The following is a 19,197-nucleotide window of genomic DNA, read 5'->3' as shown; positions in this document are numbered from 1 at the left end:
ACTATTATGACTGCACGCGTTGTGCTTGCCTACTCTGGCGGTCTGGATACTTCCGTCGCCATTCCCTACTTGGCCAAGATGACTGGCGGCGAGGTTATCGCTGTCTCCCTTGACCTTGGGCAGGGCGGCGAGGATATGGAATCTGTGCGCCAGCGTGCTCTCGACTGCGGTGCTGTCGAGTCCATCGTTGTCGATGCAAAGGATGAGTTCGCAGAAGAGTACTGCTTGCCCACCATCAAGGCGAACGGTATGTACATGAAGCAGTACCCGCTGGTGTCTGCTATCTCGCGCCCGCTCATTGTCAAACACCTTGTAGAGGCCGCTCAGGCCCACGGTGGTACCCATGTTTCGCACGGCTGCACGGGCAAGGGTAACGATCAGGTGCGTTTCGAGGTCTCCTTCCGCGCATTGGATCCGGCACTGGAAATCATTGCGCCGGCGCGTGACTACGCCTGGACCCGTGATAAGGCGATTGCCTTCGCTGAGGAAATCAACCTTCCGATCGAGCAGTCCGCTGCGTCCCCGTTCTCGATTGACCAGAACGTGTGGGGCCGTGCGGTCGAGACCGGCTTCCTGGAGGATCTGTGGAACCCGCCGACAAAGGATCTCTACGCTTATACCGAGCAGCCGGACCTGGGCAATGCCCCGGACGAGGTGACCATCACCTTTGACAAGGGCGTTCCCACCGCTATCGACGGCAAGCCGGTGACCGTCCTTCAGGCCATCGAGGAGCTCAACCGCCGCGCCGGTGCGCAGGGTATTGGCCGCCTCGACATGGTGGAGGACCGCCTGGTGGGCATCAAGTCCCGCGAGGTCTACGAAGCTCCTGGCGCCATGGTGCTCATCAAGGCCCACGAGGCGCTGGAAGATGTCACCGTGGAGCGTGAGCTGGCCCGCTACAAGCGCCTCACGGACGCCCGCTGGTCCGAGGAGGTCTACGATGGTCTCTGGTTCTCGCCGCTGAAGCGCTCCCTGGATGCTTTCACCGAGTCCACCCAAGAGAACGTCACCGGCGATATTCGCATGGTTCTGCATGCCGGCACCGCCACCGTCAATGGCCGTCGCTCTGGTCAGTCGTTGTACTCCTTCGACCTGGCCACCTATGACACCGGTGATACCTTCGATCAGACTGCGGCCAAGGGCTTTGTCCAGCTGCACGGTCTGTCGACGCAGATCTCCAACCAGCGTGACCGCGACGGCGGTTTCCCCACAGGCAAGTAAACCAGCACAGCCAAGGTCAAGATATGGAAACGATGCACAAGACTAACGAGGGCGCGTTGTGGGGAGGCCGCTTTTCGGGCGGCCCTTCCGAGGCGATGTTTGCCCTGTCCGTATCCACCCACTTCGACTGGGTCCTCGCCCCGTATGATGTGCTGGCCTCCAAGGCTCACGCTAAGGTCCTGCACAAGGCCGGACTGCTGTCCGACGCCGACCTGGACACCATGCTCAACGGCCTGAGCGAACTAGGGGAGAAGGTTGCTTCTGGTGAATTCACCCCGCTGCCGACAGACGAGGACGTCCACGGCGCGATGGAGCGCGGGCTCATCGACATTGTTGGCCCCGAGGTTGGTGGACGCCTGCGCGCTGGACGTTCCCGCAACGACCAGGTAGCCACCCTGTTCCGGATGTGGATTCGTGATGCCATCCGCGATATCGCGCTCCAAGTCACCGACTTGGTGGAAGCCCTGGCTGATCAGGCCGAGGCTCACCCGGATGCCATCATGCCGGGCAAGACCCACTCCCAAGCAGCACAGCCAGTTCTGCTAGCGCACGAGCTGCTCGCACACGCCCAGCCGTTGCTGCGTGATATTGAGCGCCTCCAGGATCTGGACAAGCGCTTAGCCGTGTCTCCTTATGGCTCGGGTGCACTCGCTGGTTCCTCGCTGCACTTGGACCCGGAGGCTATCGCCGAGGAGCTCGGTTTCGACTCCTCCGCAGAGAACTCTCTGGATGGCACGGCAGCACGGGACTTTGCTTCCGAAACGGCCTTCGTCCTTACCCAGATTGCCGTGGACATGTCGCGCCTATCCGAGGAGATCATCTACTGGTGCACCCCGGAATACGGCTATGTCACCTTGGATGATGCCTGGTCCACGGGCTCGTCGATCATGCCGCAGAAGAAGAACCCGGACGTACCGGAGTTGACCCGCGGCAAGACCGGCCGGCTCATCGGCAACCTTACCGGGCTGCTGGCAACGCTTAAGGCGCAGCCCTTGGCCTACAACCGTGATCTGCAGGAGGATAAGGAGCCCATCGTCGACTCGGTGGCGCAGTTGAACCTCTTGCTGCCGGCGATGACCGGATTGGTCGAAACCCTGACCTTCCACGAAGATCGCATGCGCGAGCTCGCACCGCGCGGTTTCACTTTGGCCACTGATCTGGCTGAGTGGATGGTGCGCCAAGGCGTTCCTTTCCGCGAGGCTCATGAGGCCTCCGGTGCGTGCGTGCAGATTGCAGAGTCCCGCGGCGTTGACCTGGTGGATCTCACTGATGAGGAATTGGCGGGCGTCGACAAGCGCCTGCTCCCAGAGGTTCGCGAGGTGCTGACCATTGACGGGGCAGTGGCGTCGCGCTCCACTAAGGGCGGCACCGCCGGTATCCGCGTGGTGGAACAGCGCGAAAAGGTTCGCGAGCGTGCTCGTGGCGCGCGCGAATGGGCGCAGATTCCGCTGCGCTAAACCCGCCAGCTTCTTAAACCGCATGGTCCTTATGGCCATGCGGTTCTTTTCTTATGTGGGGGTGACGCAGAGCGCTCTTTTCCACTGCACATAGTTGTCGTGCGCCACAAAACAGGGGTACATGTGAGGTGTATCTCATAAGGTTTCTATAACGTTTCCTTAGGGAATGCGAAGCTTCATCGCGTTCCGGATTCGGAAAGGACTATCTCCCTTATGACTGAAACACTTCGGCCGCCCAACACGGAGTCTCATGAGAAAGAGAAAGCGGTCTATGCTTCGGAAGACCAGGGCCTCCAGAAGGGGATGAGCAACCGTCAGCTGCAGATGATTGCCATTGGCTCTGCCATCGGCACCGGGTTGCTGCTCGGCACCGGCGGGCGCCTACAAACGGCGGGACCGTTCCTCGCCGTCTTGTACTTGGTGTGTGGATTCTTCGGCTACATCATTCTGCGCTCGCTCGGCGAACTCATCGTGTACCGCCCGAGCTCAGGTTCCTTCGTCTCCTACGCGCGTGAGTTTTATGGCGAAAAACCGCCTTCGTGACCGGTTGGCTCTACTGGGGAAACTGGGCGGCGACATTGGTGGCAGATGGCACCGCAGTGGCGATCTACATCAAGTGGTTTGGGCAATATACCTCGTGGCTTGACGCCGTCCCGCAATGGTTGCTCGCTCTCGGTGTGGTGTGTAGCATCCTGCTGTTCAACATGCTCTCGGTGAAGATCTTTGGCGAGCTGGAGTACTGGTTCTCCATGATCAAGATCGTTGCGCTGATCATTTTCATGGTCGTGGCGATTGGTGTGGTTATTCTAGGCCATCCGAATGGTGATCCGACTGGGTTCAGCCTCATTGTTGATGCCGGCGGTTGGCTACCGAATGGTCTGCTTCCTGCGGTTATCGTGCAGGGCGCGGATATCATCACCACCTGCACGGCGGATAAAGCGCAGAACCAGATTCTGGCTGAGCGTCACGTTCTCCCAGGCGTGCATCTCAACGCTGTGGGCGGTGATTGCCCCGGCAAGACGGAGCTGGAAAGCTCGATTTTGGACAAGTCAAAAGTCTTCGTTGAGTTTCCCGAGCAAACTCGCATTGAGGGCGAGATTCAGCAGAAGCCGGAGGATTTCCCGGTCGTTGAGTTCTATCAGGTGCTGACAGGCCAGGCCACGGGCCGCGATAGCGAGGAGCAGATCACGCTTTTTGATGACGTCGGATTCGCCATTAATGATTTCTCTGCTCTGCGTTATCTACGTGATTCTGTTCGGGGCACCGACCTAGCACCGACCTAGAGTCCGAGATTGATATCATCGCTAACCCTGAGGACCCGAAGGACCTCTACTCTTTGGTGGCGAACGTTCCTTCACTTCTCTAAAGAACTGGGTGAGGCAGGATAGCGAGCTCCCGCTTTACCCCCTTCACCCCTTCCTTTACCCAGCAATGAGAAGAAGATCACTTTATGATTTAGATCATGAGCAGCACATCGTCGACGAAGCGTACTAAATCCTTCGTAATCGCCGCAGTGTTCATCGTCCTCGCCGTGGCCTCCCTCGCGGTAGGGCGTGGCGGAGATTCCCTGCCGAAATTCAACTTTTTCAAGGACACGACCCTTGTCACGGGCGCAATTAGTCCAGAACTGGAAGCCACCTTTAAAGACCCTGCCATGCTCGAGGCTTTAGAGAAACACAACATTGAGGTCGAACTCGATGTGGTGCCGGCTGGGGACTTCGTTGAACACAGCAGCAGCGTGGACAAGGACTACGACTTCATTCTGACGGACCCCAATGGTGCTGCGTGGGTATCTGACCTACGCAATGCCAACCCGGAGCTGGCGGAACTGGATGAAGGTTCTCCGATGGTGTTTGGCAATCAGTTGTTGGTGCTGGTGCATAGCGAGCTTGTAGAGGACATGAAGAACCACGATTTGGTCACGGAATCCGGCAACCTAGCTTCGTTGAACGTAGAGACCTTGGTGGACATGTCCCAGGACAACACTCGCTGGCGTGACATTAGCCCAGCCTTCGGCTCGCCGCGCGTCGTGGACGTGGCAGTGCCCCAGGTAAGTCAGTCTTTTGCCGCATTGCGCTACGCACGCCTTATTCGCACCGTTGGGGAGGATTACGCGGAGAGGGAGCTAGGACGCGATGACAAGGCGAAGATTGATGCGGAAGCTGATAACATCATGCGGCGTCTCGTATCGGAACAGGGCTACAGTGAGACCACCGAGCAGGGAATTCTCGATGCTTTTCTTCGGGTGGATAAGGGGGAGATGCCCATGGTCTTGGCAACTACTAATCAGTACGTGCGCCTACTCCATGAGGACGAAGACTTGTCCCGTTATACACCGCTAGCCCTGAATCCACCAACGACGTTGATCAGCATCGTCATTCCTCGCACTGAGGAGGGAGAGCTGTTTGCTAAAGCAATGAATGAGGACGGCATCCCTGCGGTGTCGGAGAGCCTCGGGCTCAGCACACACGGCTCCGGCTTCAGCTCGAAATTTGATCCATCCAGCGATCACAGTATCCCCGTGGATGGCGGAGAATATAGCCAGCTGCGGTGGGCTGATTTCGAGGAAATTCTGCGGGTCGTTGATTAAGGCTCCGCAGTAACAAGCATCAGGAAGGTTGTGAGGGAATGTTTCGGTCACTGAGAGTGCTGCTCGTACTAGTGGGCACCATGGCGCTGACGTCCTGTTCGATGGGTGAACTGTTCGATGATTCTCAGAAACCCGGCGCTGGGAATTCATTCAGCGGTGGTCTCAGAATTGTGGCGGCAACGGAGCTTGAACCGCTGGAGCCCGTGCTTGCCGACGCCTCCCAAGACCTCGGATTCGACATCACCATGACCACTGAGGACGGAACGCTGGCGAATTCCCGTACCCTTAAGCGAGGTGGTTTCGAAGGGACCTATGACGCGACGTGGTTTGCCACCAATCGCTATGCGCGCATTATCGGTGTAGATGGCCAGCTGGGAAGAGAACACAGCGTGGCGCGTTCCCCAATAGCTCTCGGCGTGCAGTCCTCTGTGGCACAAGCGCAAGGCTGGACCAGCAAGCAGCCGACGTGGCAAGAAATCGCTGACTCCGGAATAACTTTTGGCATGACGGATCCTTCTACCTCAAATTCGGGTTTCTCCGCACTATCGGCAGCAACGACTGCTTTTGCGGACACAGGACGCGCCCTCACGGAAAAGGACATCAAGCAATCCGCTGGCAAAGTACAGAAGCTCTTTGGCAACCAAACCTTGACTTCGGGTTCCTCTGGCTGGTTGGCCGATCGCTTCCGCGAGCACCCGGAGCAAGCCGATGCAATCTTTAACTATGAATCTGTGCTTTACCAGCTCAAAGATGAGGGAGCAGACCTAGAGGTGGTCATCCCCTCCGATGGAGTGATTTCGGCTGACTATCCGTTGTCTTCCTTGGCGAGCTCTTCGGACAAAGATACAGAAGCGAAAGTACAGGCGCTTGCCGAGTGGTTGGCGGAGCGTCCAGACAAGCTCACAAGCTTCCATTTGCGAGTAGACAATTCTGACTTGCCCGGCACTGTTTTTGAGCTGCCTTACCCGGCAAACGAGCAAACCGTTGATGCGCTGGAGGCTGCCTTTGCCCATGAACTGCGCAATCCTGGAAACACAGCTTTGGTCCTCGATACCTCCGGCTCCATGGAAGGCGAGCGCATGGATCTACTCAAGAGTAGTTTGCTCCCGCTTATCGACGGCTCAGCTGACGGCGTCCCAGATGGCGAAGGCCAAGTTGCCTTCCGAAATCGCGAGCAGATCAAGCTGATTCCGTATTCTTCAGAGCCCCAGCAGCCAACTCGTGCACGCGTGGATAAGGATAAGCCGGCAACCACCAAGGAGCTTGCAGACCGCGTGGAACGCCTCGTTGCGGATGGCGATACCGCGACCTTTGAGGCCGTCCTGAACGCTTTCGATGAAGTGGATACCAGCGGCGGCGATATTGGCACCGTGGTGCTCATGACCGACGGCGAAGTTACCCGCGGGCGTACATTTGCTCAGTTCAAGGACGCTTATGCGCAGCTGCCCGAGGACAAAAAGGAGATTCCGGTCTTTGTCATCTTGTATGGTGAAGCCAATATCCAAGAGATGGAAGAACTTGCTCAGCTCACTGGTGGCAAGACTTTTGATGCGCTCAACGGCGACCTTGCTGCCGCATTCGAAGAAATTCGTGCCTACCAGTAAACCAACTCCACCTTTCCCAGGAGGATCTGCACTACATGAACGCCCTGAACTCGCGAAAAGTTGTCGTCGGCGTTGCGGTTACCGCGCTCGTCGTTGTCCTCCATGTGTTAAGCGGCGGCGGTTTGGGATTCCTGTGGCCGGTCGTTGCAATCTGCACAGGTATGGCTGCTGGATTCGTGACGCCGCCGCGGCAGGAGAAGGTTTTGGAGCCTCCCAAAGCCGGAGAAGGCGAGCTTATCCATACCTTGGAGGAAGTCCGGTACACCTTTACAGCGCACAAGCTTCCTAGTCCTGTCCAACGAGCGTGGGATTCTTTCGATGAGTCAGCGGTGTGGGTGTTGGACAATTGGCACCGGCTCGATGAGGCGCCGCACCAGCAAGCCCTCGTGCGCGACATGATTGAAGAACACTCCAAGGAGCTGGTGAAGTCTTACCTCGATGTGACAGACCTGAAGGATCCGGTTGCTGTTGAGGAGATGAGTGAATCGCTCGGCATCCTGGGCCGCGAAATGGAGCAAATCAAGGAGGCGATTTCCCAAAACTCGGTCCGCAAGCTGCGCAATCATTCTATGGCGCTCAAACTCGAATATGGTGGGACCCTTCCTTCCGTGGAATCTAGGGAAGTGTAAGCTTGGCGCTTATGAGTCTCGATTCGCAACTGCTTGACATCTTGGTGTGTCCGCAGGATAAAGGTCCGTTGAAGTATCTGGCTGAGGAACAGGTCTTGGTCAATGAACGTCTTGGCGTGGCCTATCCCATTGAGAACGACATCCCCGTCATGCTGGTGGACCACGCTACGCCGTGGCCGCGCCAGAACTAGATCTCAAAAGAACGAATCGATTTTCAAAGGAGCCTTCATGAATATCATTGATGAACTGCAGTGGCGCGGCCTCATTAACCAGTCCACCGACCTCGACGCACTCCGTGAGGCCTGCGAAGAACCCATCACCTTGTACTGCGGTTTTGATCCGACAGGTGATTCGCTGCACGCCGGCCACCTCGTACCGATGATTATGCTTCGTCGCTTCCAGAAGGCTGGCCACCATCCGATTGCCCTGGCGGGTGGCGCGACGGGGCAGATCGGTGACCCGCGCGACGTAGGGGAGCGCACCATGCTCTCGCAGGAGACCATCAACGACAATATGGTCGCCATTAAGAAGCAACTGCGTCAGTTCATTGATTTTGCGGGCGAGAACGCCGCCACCATGGTCAACAATGCTGACTGGACTTCGAAGATGACGGTCATCGATTTCTTGCGTGATGTGGGTAAGAACTTTTCTCTCAACACGATGCTGGACCGTGACACCGTCAAGCGCCGTTTGGAGTCTGATGGCATCTCGTACACCGAGTTTTCCTACATGCTCCTGCAGTCCAATGACTATGTTCATCTGCACGATGAGTTTGACTGTATTCTGCAGATCGGTGGTGGCGATCAGTGGGGCAATATCGTCTCTGGCGTTGATCTCAACCGACGAGTCAAGGGAGCCAAGGTGCATGGCCTGACGGTTCCGCTCGTGACGGATGCCCAGGGGCAGAAGTTTGGTAAGTCCACTGGCGGCGGAAAGCTCTGGCTCGATCCGGAGAAGACATCGCCGTACTCCTGGTACCAGTACTTCCTCAACGCGGGTGACTCCGTGGTCATCGACTACTTGCGGTGGTTTACCTTCCTGAGCCAGGAAGAAATCGCTGAGTACGAGCAGAAGGTTGCCGAGGAGCCCTTCCGTCGTGAGGCACAGCGCCGCCTGGCGCAAGAAATGACCAATCTGGTCCACGGTGAGGAAGCCACGAAGTCCGTTAAGCTTGCCACACAGGCCTTGTTCGGTAAGGCAGAGCTCGCTGATTTGGATGAACAGACATTGGTTGGCGCGCTGTCTGAGACTACCGTCGCTGATATTGCTGCTGGTGAACCGCGCACCATTGTGGACCTGTTGGTTGCTTGTGGCCTTGCCGATTCCAAGGGTGCAGCTCGTCGAACCATCAAAGAGGGCGGTGCATACGTCAATAACCAGCGCATTGAATCTGATGAGTGGGAGCCTGCCGCCGAGGACTTGCTGCACGGCGCGTGGCTTGTGCTTCGTCGTGGCAAGAAGAACTTTGCTGGTGCCAAGCTCAACTAGTGCCCAGCTCAACTAGTTAGGGCGCGCCAACGTCCACTATGCATTGGTTAATCCCGTCGCGTATTGCGGCGGGATTCGTAGTTTTCGAGGTGAGAAAGCGTAGCGAGGGAGCAAAAGGGGAAAATAGGGTGGTTGACCAGCGGATTTGTTGATATATGGAGCTCTGTGTATATTTATCGAGGTCGCCGCGAGAAGCTGGTGACACGGAGATTAACTCCTAGTTGACAAGATTCAAACTTGTTGGCTAGAGTATGAACTCCAGCCGCTCAGAGCAGTGAATAAAAAGATTCAGTGCAAAGAGTGCGCGAATGATGTTTGAGAACTCAATAGTGTGCCAATGTACTTTTTGTTGGTTGATTTTTTGTTCTGGCCGTGTTGTGTCGTATGTATGGCACGGTTGGTGTATGCCGGATGGCGCTTTTGGACCTGACCCCTGTTTGGTAGACACCTGATATCCAGCCCAGTTGGGTTGGGAAGAAAGGTAATCTACCACCATGCCTAGGTACTCCGAACAGTTCAAACGTGATGCTGTGGCCCTCTACGAAAACAATGAGGACCTCTCACTTCACGCGGCTTCAGCAGAGCTTGGAGTCAATCGCTCCTCACTTTATTCCTGGATCAAGCAGTACGGCACCGGCAAACGTGCCCGCACGAAGACCATGCGTGACAAGACTCAGGCGACAACCGATTCTGAGCGGATCCGCCAGCTAGAAAAAGAAAACGCAAAGCTGCGCGAAGAACGCGACATCCTGCGCAAGGCCGCGAAATATTTTGCCGAAGAGACACGCTGGTAATCCGCTTCCAGTTTGTCGATGACCACCGAACCGAATACTCGGCTCACACGGATGTGCCACGTGTTAAAGCTCAATCGCTCCTCGTTCTACAAATGGGTCAACACCCGCGAAAAACGCAGGTTAAAGACGTGTTCCGATGCCCTTATTGGTGCGAGAATCAAGACCATCTTCGATAATGAGCACGGGCTTTATGGTGCTAAACGCATCGCTGCAAGCCTCAACGACGATACGGACTTTCCTCCGATCAATCACAAGAAGGTCGCACGCATCATGAAATCCATGGGGCTAAAAGGCTTTACTAAACGGCGTCGATGCATCACCACCAGGCGCAAGCCTGGCCGTCGAGTCATGCCAGATTTAATAGGCCGCAAATTCACAGCTGACAGGCCAAACCACGTCTACGTAGGCGATATCACCTACCTGCCGTGTAAGGGCGGCAAGAACATGTACCTAGCCACGGTCATTGACGTTTACTCACGCAAACTCGTCGGCCATGCACTCGCTGACCACATGCGGGTATCGCTGGTTATCGAAGCTTTATCTCATGCCAGAAAAGTCCGCGGAAGCCTTAAAGGGGCAATTTTCCATTCCGATCACGGCAGTGTGTACACCTCACAAGCATTTAGAGAGCACTGCGCTGTACTTGGTGTTCGCCAATCCATGGGAGCAGTGGGAACGAGTGCCGATAATGCCCTGGCAGAATCATTTAACGCCACCCTAAAGCGTGAAGTTCTGCGTGATCGGAAAGTCTTTGACAATCCCATCATCTGCCGCCAAGAAGTCTTCCGATGGTGCATGCGCTACAACACGCGCAGACGACACTCCTGGTGCAACCTTCTAGCCCCCGATGACTTCGAAGAACTCACATCAGCTACACTGACCCAAGCAGCATAGCTAACCCCCGACGTGTCTACCTTCCGGGGGTCAGGCCCTTTCTTTCAAGCGGCGTCATTGTAAATAACATAAGTTGTTTGGGCATAATTGTTTAAAATCTTCTAACTAGGCCAGCCTCTTTTTTGCCCCGTCGGGTTGGGGGTTGGTTTTTGGATTTTTTCTTTATGTAATTTTTGGATAGCCAGTCCATGCTGTGCATGGTTTGGTTTGTCTTTTTGACTAGGTTTGGGCTTTTCACGGCCTTTTTTGTGGAGAGTTTGATCCTGGCTCAGGACGAACGCTGGCGGCGTGCTTAACACATGCAAGTCGAACGGAAAGGCCTCAGCTTGCTGGGGTACTCGAGTGGCGAACGGGTGAGTAACACGTGGGTGATCTGCCTTGCACTCTGGGATAAGCTTGGGAAACTGGGTCTAATACCGGATATGAACTGCCTTTAGTGTGGTGGTTGGAAAGTTTTTTCGGTGCAAGATGAGCTCGCGGCCTATCAGCTTGTTGGTGGGGTAATGGCCTACCAAGGCGTCGACGGGTAGCCGGCCTGAGAGGGTGTACGGCCACATTGGGACTGAGATACGGCCCAGACTCCTACGGGAGGCAGCAGTGGGGAATATTGCACAATGGGCGGAAGCCTGATGCAGCGACGCCGCGTGGGGGATGACGGCCTTCGGGTTGTAAACTCCTTTCGACAGGGACGAAGCGTTATGTGACGGTACCTGTATAAGAAGCACCGGCTAACTACGTGCCAGCAGCCGCGGTAATACGTAGGGTGCGAGCGTTGTCCGGAATTACTGGGCGTAAAGAGCTCGTAGGTGGTTTGTCGCGTCGTCTGTGAAATTCCGGGGCTTAACTTCGGGCGTGCAGGCGATACGGGCATAACTTGAGTGCTGTAGGGGAGACTGGAATTCCTGGTGTAGCGGTGAAATGCGCAGATATCAGGAGGAACACCGATGGCGAAGGCAGGTCTCTGGGCAGTTACTGACGCTGAGGAGCGAAAGCATGGGTAGCAAACAGGATTAGATACCCTGGTAGTCCATGCCGTAAACGGTGGGCGCTAGGTGTAGGGGGCTTCCACGTCTTCTGTGCCGTAGCTAACGCATTAAGCGCCCCGCCTGGGGAGTACGGCCGCAAGGCTAAAACTCAAAGGAATTGACGGGGGCCCGCTGGGGTTGCCCGCAAATCGTGGACACGTAGTGGAGCTACCTAGTGGTTAGGCAGCTATTTCTTTTCTGCTGTTGATTGCGCCGGCGTGGTTCTCGAAGTCGACGGGGCTGACCATTCCGAGTGCAGAGTGCCGGCGCCGACGGTTGTAGACGACTTCAATCCAGTAGGCAACAGCCTTGCGTGCAGCATCACGGCTCGCCCAGCGCTTACGGTCGTAGAATTCAGTCTTTAGCGTCGACCAGAACGACTCAGCCATCGCGTTATCGAAGCACACACCAGTACGCCCCACAGACTGAGCAATGCCCAGTCTGCTGCAGACCTCCCAGAGCTTCTCACTGGTAAATTGCGTTCCGCGGTCAGCGTGAAACACCAGCCCATCAGGAACATCACCGCGCAGTGTATGCGCCATCCGCAGGGCCCGTTCGACCAAACTTGTGTCTTGCACGCTATCCATAGCCCAGCCCAATACCCTGCGGGAATGACCATCGCGGACCGCGCACAAATACAGCCAGCCCTCACCGGTGCGAAGGTAGGTAATATCCGACATCCACACCCGGTTGAGCTCACCAGTATCAAACATGCGCTTGACCAGGTCAGGAAGACTCGACTTACGCTTGGCTTGGATTGTAGTCACCGGGACAAAGGCACGCGGTGAAATCCCTTCAATGCCCATCATGCGCATCCGCTTCGCCACAGTCTTACGGTTAAGCGAAATGCGGTAGCGCTCGGCGAGCTCTGCGGTGATCCGCGGAGCACCATAAACCTCATCAGAGTCTTTCCAAATCTGATGAATCTTACGGTCAACATCATCGTAAAATGCTGCCCGATCATCCTTTCCGGATAGTCGTTTCTGCTGCACATGGGCCCATTTGTAGTATCCAGACCGAGATACTTTTAATAGTCGTGCCATGCGCTTGATGCTGTAGTTCGCCTTCTCCTGCTGCATTAGTTCGAACTTTTCTGCTCGCGTTGCTTCGCGGCGAAGAAGGCTGTCGCTTTTGACAAAAACTCGTTATCCATCTTGGCTTCCGCCAACTCACGGCGCAGACGAGCATTCTCAGCACGAAGATCAGCCTCACTCATCCCATCCGAGGCTCCTCGGCGTTCACGCTCTAGTTTGACCCACCGGCCTAAAAGCCCGGCGGAAACACCAATCTCTTTAGCCACATGGGCAATCGGGCGCTCTGACTCGATTACCAGGTTCGCGGCTTCACGCCGGTACTCAGGCGTGTACTTCTTGCGCTGTTGACTCACAATGAACATCCTCTCTTACGGACACAAGATCCGTACAAATAGGGTGTCCACTAAACGAGGGTAACCTCACCGCACAAGCGGCGGAGCATGTGGATTAATTCGATGCAACGCGAAGAACCTTACCTGGGCTTGACATACACCAGATTGCTGCAGAGATGTAGTGTCCCTTGTGGTTGGTGTACAGGTGGTGCATGGTTGTCGTCAGCTCGTGTCGTGAGATGTTGGGTTAAGTCCCGCAACGAGCGCAACCCTTGTCTTATGTTGCCAGCATTTGGTTGGGGACTCATGAGAGACTGCCGGGGTTAACTCGGAGGAAGGTGGGGATGACGTCAAATCATCATGCCCCTTATGTCCAGGGCTTCACACATGCTACAATGGTCGGTACAACGCGCAGCGACACTGTGAGGTGGAGCGAATCGCTGAAAGCCGGCCTTAGTTCGGATTGGGGTCTGCAACTCGACCCCATGAAGTCGGAGTCGCTAGTAATCGCAGATCAGCAACGCTGCGGTGAATACGTTCCCGGGCCTTGTACACACCGCCCGTCACGTCATGAAAGTTGGTAACACCCGAAGCCAGTGGCCTAAACTTGTTAGGGAGCTGTCGAAGGTGGGATCGGCGATTGGGACGAAGTCGTAACAAGGTACCCGTACCGGAAGGTGCGGGTGGATCACCTCCTTTCTAAGGAGCATTTTATGTGGCACCAGTTGGTGCTTATAGCCATGAGTTTGTTTCATGGTGTGGTGGTTGAGTAAACAAAAGTTTTGCTGCCACCGTAAGTTAATCGGGTGGAGATACATCTTAACCAGAATAATTATTTAGCTAACGCGGCACTTGTTGAGTGTCTGTTTTTAAAAAAAGTACGTGGTGCATTGTTGGGTGTCTGGGGCATTGTTCCCTGGTTGTAACCCACATAAGTTTCAGTAACTGCTTTGCCTTTTAGGGGTGTGGTTGTTGGGTTGTGTGGGGTGTTGTGTGAGAACTGTATAGTGGACGCGAGCATTAAACCATGTGCTTGCCATCTTCTTTTGTGTTGGTGGTGGGTTGTGGTTTGTGTGATTTCTTTGTTCTTTTGTGTTTTGTGTGTTCACACCAGCACGGTTTGACTTCCGCCATGTTTGTGGTGGTTGTTGTGTTGGTTGTGTGTTCGTTATTTAGGGCGCATGGTGGATGCCTTGGCATGCTGAGCCGATGAAGGACGTGTAAGGCTGCGTTAAGCCTCGGGGAGTTGTCAATAAAGCGTTGATCCGAGGATGTCCGAATGGGGAAACCTGGCACCTGTTATGGGGTGTTACCCTTCAGTGAATTCATAGCTGTTGTGGGGGTTTACGCGGGGAAGTGAAACATCTCAGTACCCGTAGGAGAAGAAAATAAAATTATGATTCTGCTAGTAGTGGCGAACGAACGTGGATGAGGCTAAACCGTGTGCATGTGATACTTGGTAGGGGTTGTGTGTGCGGTGTTGTGGGCCCCAATGGGGCCTGACCCCCGGAAGGTAGACACGTCGGGGGTTAGCTATGCTGCTTGGGTCAGTGTAGCTGATGTGAGTTCTTCGAAGTCATCGGGGGCTAGAAGGTTGCACCAGGAGTGTCGTCTGCGCGTGTTGTAGCGCATGCACCATCGGAAGACTTCTTGGCGGCAGATGATGGGATTGTCAAAGACTTTCCGATCACGCAGAACTTCACGCTTTAGGGTGGCGTTAAATGATTCTGCCAGGGCATTATCGGCACTCGTTCCCACTGCTCCCATGGATTGGCGAACACCAAGTACAGCGCAGTGCTCTCTAAATGCTTGTGAGGTGTACACACTGCCGTGATCGGAATGGAAAATTGCCCCTTTAAGGCTTCCGCGGACTTTTCTGGCATGAGATAAAGCTTCGATAACCAGCGATACCCGCATGTGGTCAGCGAGTGCATGGCCGACGAGCTTGCGTGAGTAAACGTCAATGACCGTGGCTAGGTACATGTTCTTGCCGCCCTTACACGGCAGGTAGGTGATATCGCCTACGTAGACGTGGTTTGGCCTGTCAGCTGTGAATTTGCGGCCTATTAAATCTGGCATGACTCGACGGCCAGGCTTGCGCCTGGTGGTGATGCATCGACGCCGTTTAGTAAAGCCTTTTAGCCCCATGGATTTCATGATGCGTGCGACCTTCTTGTGATTGATCGGAGGAAAGTCCGTATCGTCGTTGAGGCTTGCAGCGATGCGTTTAGCACCATAAAGCCCGTGCTCATTATCGAAGATGGTCTTGATTCTCGCACCAATAAGGGCATCGGAACACGTCTTTAACCTGCGTTTTTCGCGGGTGTTGACCCATTTGTAGAACGAGGAGCGATTGAGCTTTAACACGTGGCACATCCGCTTGACCGAGTATTCGGTTCGGTGGTCATCGACAAACTGGAAGCGGATTACCAGCGTGTCTCTTCGGCAAAATATTTCGCGGCCTTGCGCAGGATGTCGCGTTCTTCGCGCAGCTTTGCGTTTTCTTTTTCTAGCTGGCGGATCCGCTCAGAATCGGTTGTCGCCTGAGTCTTGTCACGCATGGTCTTCGTGCGGGCACGCTTTCCGGTGCCGTACTGCTTGATCCAGGAATAAAGTGAGGAGCGATTGACTCCAAGCTCTGCTGAAGCCGCGTGAAGTGAGAGGTCCTCATTGTTTTCGTAGAGGGCCACAGCATCACGTTTGAACTGTTCGGAGTACCTAGGCATGGTGGTAGATTACCTTTCTTCCCAACCCAACTGGGCTGGATATCAGGTGTCTACCAAACAGGGGTCAGGTCCATGGGCGGTGACTACCATCATCGTGCTTGTGTGTTGTTGTTAGGTGAAGTGGTGTGGAAACGCCGACCGTAGAGGGTGATAGTCCCGTAGTTGAAGGCTTCAATGTGCAAGTTGTTGGGTTGCCCGAGTAGCAGCGGGCTCGTGGAATCTGCTGTGAATCTGCCGGGACCACCCGGTAAGCCTAAATACTCAGTGTGACCGATAGTGTATTAGTACCGTGAGGGAATGGTGAAAAGTACCCCGGGAGGGGAGTGAAATAGTTCCTGAAACCATGTGCTTACAATCCGTCAGAGCACCTTTTTGTGTGTGATGGCGTGCCTTTTGAAGAATGAGCCTGCGAGTCAGCGGCATGTCGCGAGGTTAACCCGTGTGGGGTAGCCGTAGGGAAACCGAATCCTAATGGGGTGTTGTCAGTGGCATGTCCTGGACCCGAAGCGGGGTGATCTACCCATGGCCAGTGTGAAGCAGTAGTAAGATGCTGTGGAGGCGCGAACCCACGTAGGTTGAAAACTGCGGGGATGAGCTGTGGGTAGGGGTGAAAGGCCAATCAAACTCCGTGATAGCTGGTTCTCCCCGAAATGCATTTAGGTGCAGCGTCGCATTAGCTTGGTGGAGGTAGAGCTACTGGTTGGTTGAGCGGGACTACAATCTTAGCAATGTCAGCCAAACTCCGAATGCCATCAATTGTGTTGTGCGGCAGTGAGACTGTGGGGGATAAGCTTCATAGTCGAGAGGGAAACAGCCCAGATCGCCGGTTAAGGCCCCTAAGGGTGTGCTAAGTGGAAAAGGATGTGGGATCGCGAAGACAGCCAGGAGGTTGGCTTAGAAGCAGCCATCCTTGAAAGAGTGCGTAATAGCTCACTGGTCGAGTGGTCCTGCGCCGACAATGTAGTGGGGCTCAAGCACACCGCCGAAGCCGCGGCAATACTTTTTGTATTGGGTAGGGGAGCGTCGTGCATGTGTTGAAGCGTTACCGTGAGGAGGCGTGGAGTGTGTGCGAGTGAGAATGCAGGCATGAGTAACGAATTGGAAGGTGAGAATCCTTCCCGCCGGTTGACTAAGGGTTCCTGGGTCAAGTTCGTCTTCCCAGGGTGAGTCGGGACCTAAGGCGAGGCCGACAGGCGTAGTCGATGGATAACCAGTTGATATTCTGGTACCCGTATATCCGCGCCCATGATGAAGCACTGATACTAACCACCGCGGATGCGACTGGGGTGTTCTTTGAACACGTTGGTTGTTGATGTCGTGGGGCCTGATGTGTGGTTCAAGTGATGGGGTGACACAGTGTAGTAGCCATGCCGCTGAGTGGATTGTTGGTGTAAGCGTGTGAGGTGGTGTGTAGGCAAATCCGCACACCGAGTAAGCCTGAGGCGTGATGCGTAGCCCATTGGGGTGAAGTTGGTGATCTAGTACTGTCGAGAAAAGCCTCTAGCGATGTGGATGTATGGCCCGTACCCTAAACCGACACAGGTGGTCAGGTTGAAAATACTAAGGCGTTCGGGTGAACTGTGGTTAAGGAACTCGGCAAAATGCCCCCGTAACTTCGGGAGAAGGGGGACCACACGACTTAAGCCAACCAAAGCGTTGGTGTGGGTTGTGGGGTCGCAGAGAATAGAGGGAAGCGACTGTTTATCAAAAACACAGGTCCATGCGAAGACGTTAAGTTGATGTATATGGACTGACGCCTGCCCGGTGCTGGAAGGTTAAGAGGACCGGTTAGTAGTCTTTGACTGCGAAGCTGAGAATTTAAGCCCCAGTAAACGGCGGTGGTAACTATAACCATCCTAAGGTAGCGAAATTCCTTGTCGGGTAAGTTCCGACCTGCACGAATGGCGTAACGACTTCTCTGCTGTCTCAACCACAGGCCCGGTGAAATTGCACTACGAGTAAAGATGCTCGTTACGCGCGGCAGGACGAAAAGACCCCGGGACCTTCACTATAGCTTGGTATTGGTGTTCGGTTCGGTTTGTGTAGGATAGGTGGGAGACTGTGATGCATGCACGCCAGTGTGTGTGGAGTCGTTGTTGAAATACCACTCTGATCGGATTGGATGTCTAACCTTGGCCCATGATCTGGGTTGGGGACAGTGCCTGGTGGGTAGTTTAACTGGGGCGGTTGCCTCCCAAAATGTAACGGAGGCGCCCAAAGGTTCCCTCAGCCTGGTTGGCAATCAGGTGGTGAGTGTAAGTGCACAAGGGAGCTTGACTGTGAGACAGACATGTCGAACAGGGACGAAAGTCGGGACTAGTGATCCGGCACCTACTTGTGGATGTGGTGTCGCTCAACGGATAAAAGGTACCCCGGGGATAACAGGCTGATCTTCCCCAAGAGTCCATATCGACGGGATGGTTTGGCACCTCGATGTCGGCTCGTCGCATCCTGGGGCTGGAGTAGGTCCCAAGGGTTGGGCTGTTCGCCCATTAAAGCGGCACGCGAGCTGGGTTCAGAACGTCGTGAGACAGTTCGGTCTCTATCCGCCGCGCGCGTTGAAACTTGAAGAAGGCTGTCCCTAGTACGAGAGGACCGGGACGGACGTACCTCTAGTGTGCCAGTTGTTCCGCCAGGAGCATGGCTGGTTGGCTACGTACGGAAGGGATAACCGCTGAAAGCATCTAAGCGGGAAGCCTGTTTTAAGATGAGGTTTCATTTGAGGTCCCCCAAAGACGATGGGGTTGATAGGCCAGACCTGGACGCACCGCAAGGTGTGAAGGCTACTGGTACTAATAGACCAAAACAAACACACACACCCATCTAGGGTGTGTTGACAACAAAACATGACAAACAACTATCACACTGTCGCTTGCGTCCACTACACAGTATCTGACACAACACCAGCAAACCAGATTTGCCCCGTGTGTTTGTCGGTGGCCTATAGCAGCAGGGAAACGCCCGGACCCATTCCGAACCCGGAAGCTAAGCCTGCTAACGCTGATGGTACTGCAACCGGGAGGTTGTGGGAGAGTAAGAAACCGCCGACACCAAACAACAACAAACAACTCAATAACAAACCGTGAAGGCCCTAGACAACACACCACGTCTAGGGCCTTCACAGCGTTTTCACCCCAACATAATCCGCACACCAAGCCTAGTACCGCAGTAAAAGTACAGATCCGAAAACACAGACCTGCAGCGTGGGCATCGTCAAGCACCCACGGCCCAGAAACAGCGACCTGCATGAATGCACCTCCAGGACTGCACTTTTGGCTAGCGGAGCTTTTCACGCTCACGAACTAGAATGATGTCTGTATTTACACGTCGTTCTGAGGGATCGCTGAGGAGAAAGCGATGAGGTTTCCACAATCGCCGAATCTTTTTAGGCATTCTTATAACT

General features: G+C 54.9%; 7 protein-coding genes, 2 rRNA genes, 3 pseudogenes and 2 other annotated features. Of the genes and pseudogenes, 11 read left to right on the top strand and 1 reads right to left on the bottom strand.

From position 1 onward, the window contains the following. Nucleotides 1-6: 6 nt before the first annotated feature. The 9 genes and pseudogenes from CAURI_RS07045 to CAURI_RS06995 all read left to right on the top strand — a co-directional run bounded on the left by CAURI_RS07045 (nucleotide 7) and on the right by CAURI_RS06995 (nucleotide 10,677). Nucleotides 7-1,221: an argininosuccinate synthase gene (locus CAURI_RS07045; protein ID WP_010190050.1), complete on the top strand. Its 1,215-nt coding sequence runs from the start codon at nucleotides 7-9 to the stop codon at nucleotides 1,219-1,221. 32 nt (nucleotides 1,222-1,253) lie between these two features. Beyond that, the gene (gene argH / locus CAURI_RS07040) at nucleotides 1,254-2,678 is read left to right on the top strand and encodes an argininosuccinate lyase (protein WP_010190047.1); all 1,425 of its coding nucleotides are present in this window, start codon (nucleotides 1,254-1,256) and stop codon (nucleotides 2,676-2,678) included. 303 nt (nucleotides 2,679-2,981) lie between these two features. Next, nucleotides 2,982-4,044 (top strand): annotated as a pseudogene (locus CAURI_RS14230) (amino acid permease). 96 nt (nucleotides 4,045-4,140) lie between these two features. After that, nucleotides 4,141-5,268 carry a hypothetical protein gene (locus CAURI_RS07025; protein WP_010190044.1) on the top strand — a complete coding sequence of 376 codons (1,128 nt, stop codon included), beginning with the start codon at nucleotides 4,141-4,143 and terminating at the stop codon, nucleotides 5,266-5,268. 38 nt (nucleotides 5,269-5,306) lie between these two features. Next, entirely contained in the window at nucleotides 5,307-6,872 is a 1,566-nt protein-coding gene (locus CAURI_RS07020) for a vWA domain-containing protein (RefSeq protein ID WP_012715058.1), read from the top strand. Nucleotides 6,873-6,907: 35 nt separating this feature from the next. Next, on the top strand, nucleotides 6,908-7,501 hold the full coding sequence (locus tag CAURI_RS07015; RefSeq protein WP_010190042.1) for a hypothetical protein: 594 nt from the start codon (nucleotides 6,908-6,910) through the stop codon (nucleotides 7,499-7,501). An 11-nt stretch (nucleotides 7,502-7,512) separates the two neighbouring features. Then, nucleotides 7,513-7,692 (top strand): Trm112 family protein, encoded by a 180-nt coding sequence (locus CAURI_RS07010; protein ID WP_010190039.1) that lies wholly within the window; start codon nucleotides 7,513-7,515, stop codon nucleotides 7,690-7,692. A 37-nt stretch (nucleotides 7,693-7,729) separates the two neighbouring features. Continuing rightward, nucleotides 7,730-8,989: a tyrosine--tRNA ligase gene (tyrS, locus tag CAURI_RS07005; protein WP_010190028.1), complete on the top strand. Its 1,260-nt coding sequence runs from the start codon at nucleotides 7,730-7,732 to the stop codon at nucleotides 8,987-8,989. Between the two features lie 494 nt (nucleotides 8,990-9,483). After that, nucleotides 9,484-10,677: pseudogene (locus tag CAURI_RS06995) on the top strand (IS3 family transposase). 245 nt (nucleotides 10,678-10,922) lie between these two features. Next, nucleotides 10,923-11,905 (top strand) — a sequence feature (16S ribosomal RNA rRNA prediction is too short). Here the strand turns inward: CAURI_RS06995 and CAURI_RS06990 are convergent. After that, nucleotides 11,894-13,098 (bottom strand): annotated as a pseudogene (locus CAURI_RS06990) (IS3 family transposase); the annotation flags it as partial. It overlaps the preceding feature by 12 nt. A 24-nt stretch (nucleotides 13,099-13,122) precedes the next feature. Beyond that, nucleotides 13,123-13,754: a sequence feature (16S ribosomal RNA rRNA prediction is too short), on the top strand. Nucleotides 13,755-14,229: 475 nt separating this feature from the next. Here CAURI_RS06990 and CAURI_RS14000 point away from each other — a divergent pair. Together CAURI_RS14000 and rrf are read left to right on the top strand one after the other, a co-directional pair. Further along, nucleotides 14,230-18,609 (top strand): 23S ribosomal RNA (locus tag CAURI_RS14000). Between the two features lie 117 nt (nucleotides 18,610-18,726). Continuing rightward, nucleotides 18,727-18,844, top strand: a 5S ribosomal RNA gene (gene rrf, locus CAURI_RS06970). Nucleotides 18,845-19,197: the final 353 nt, after the last annotated feature.

This window comes from Corynebacterium aurimucosum ATCC 700975 (assembly GCF_000022905.1).
Taxonomy (GTDB): Bacteria; Actinomycetota; Actinomycetes; order Mycobacteriales; family Mycobacteriaceae; genus Corynebacterium; species Corynebacterium aurimucosum_F.
This window is presented reverse-complemented; position numbering and strand designations above follow the sequence as displayed.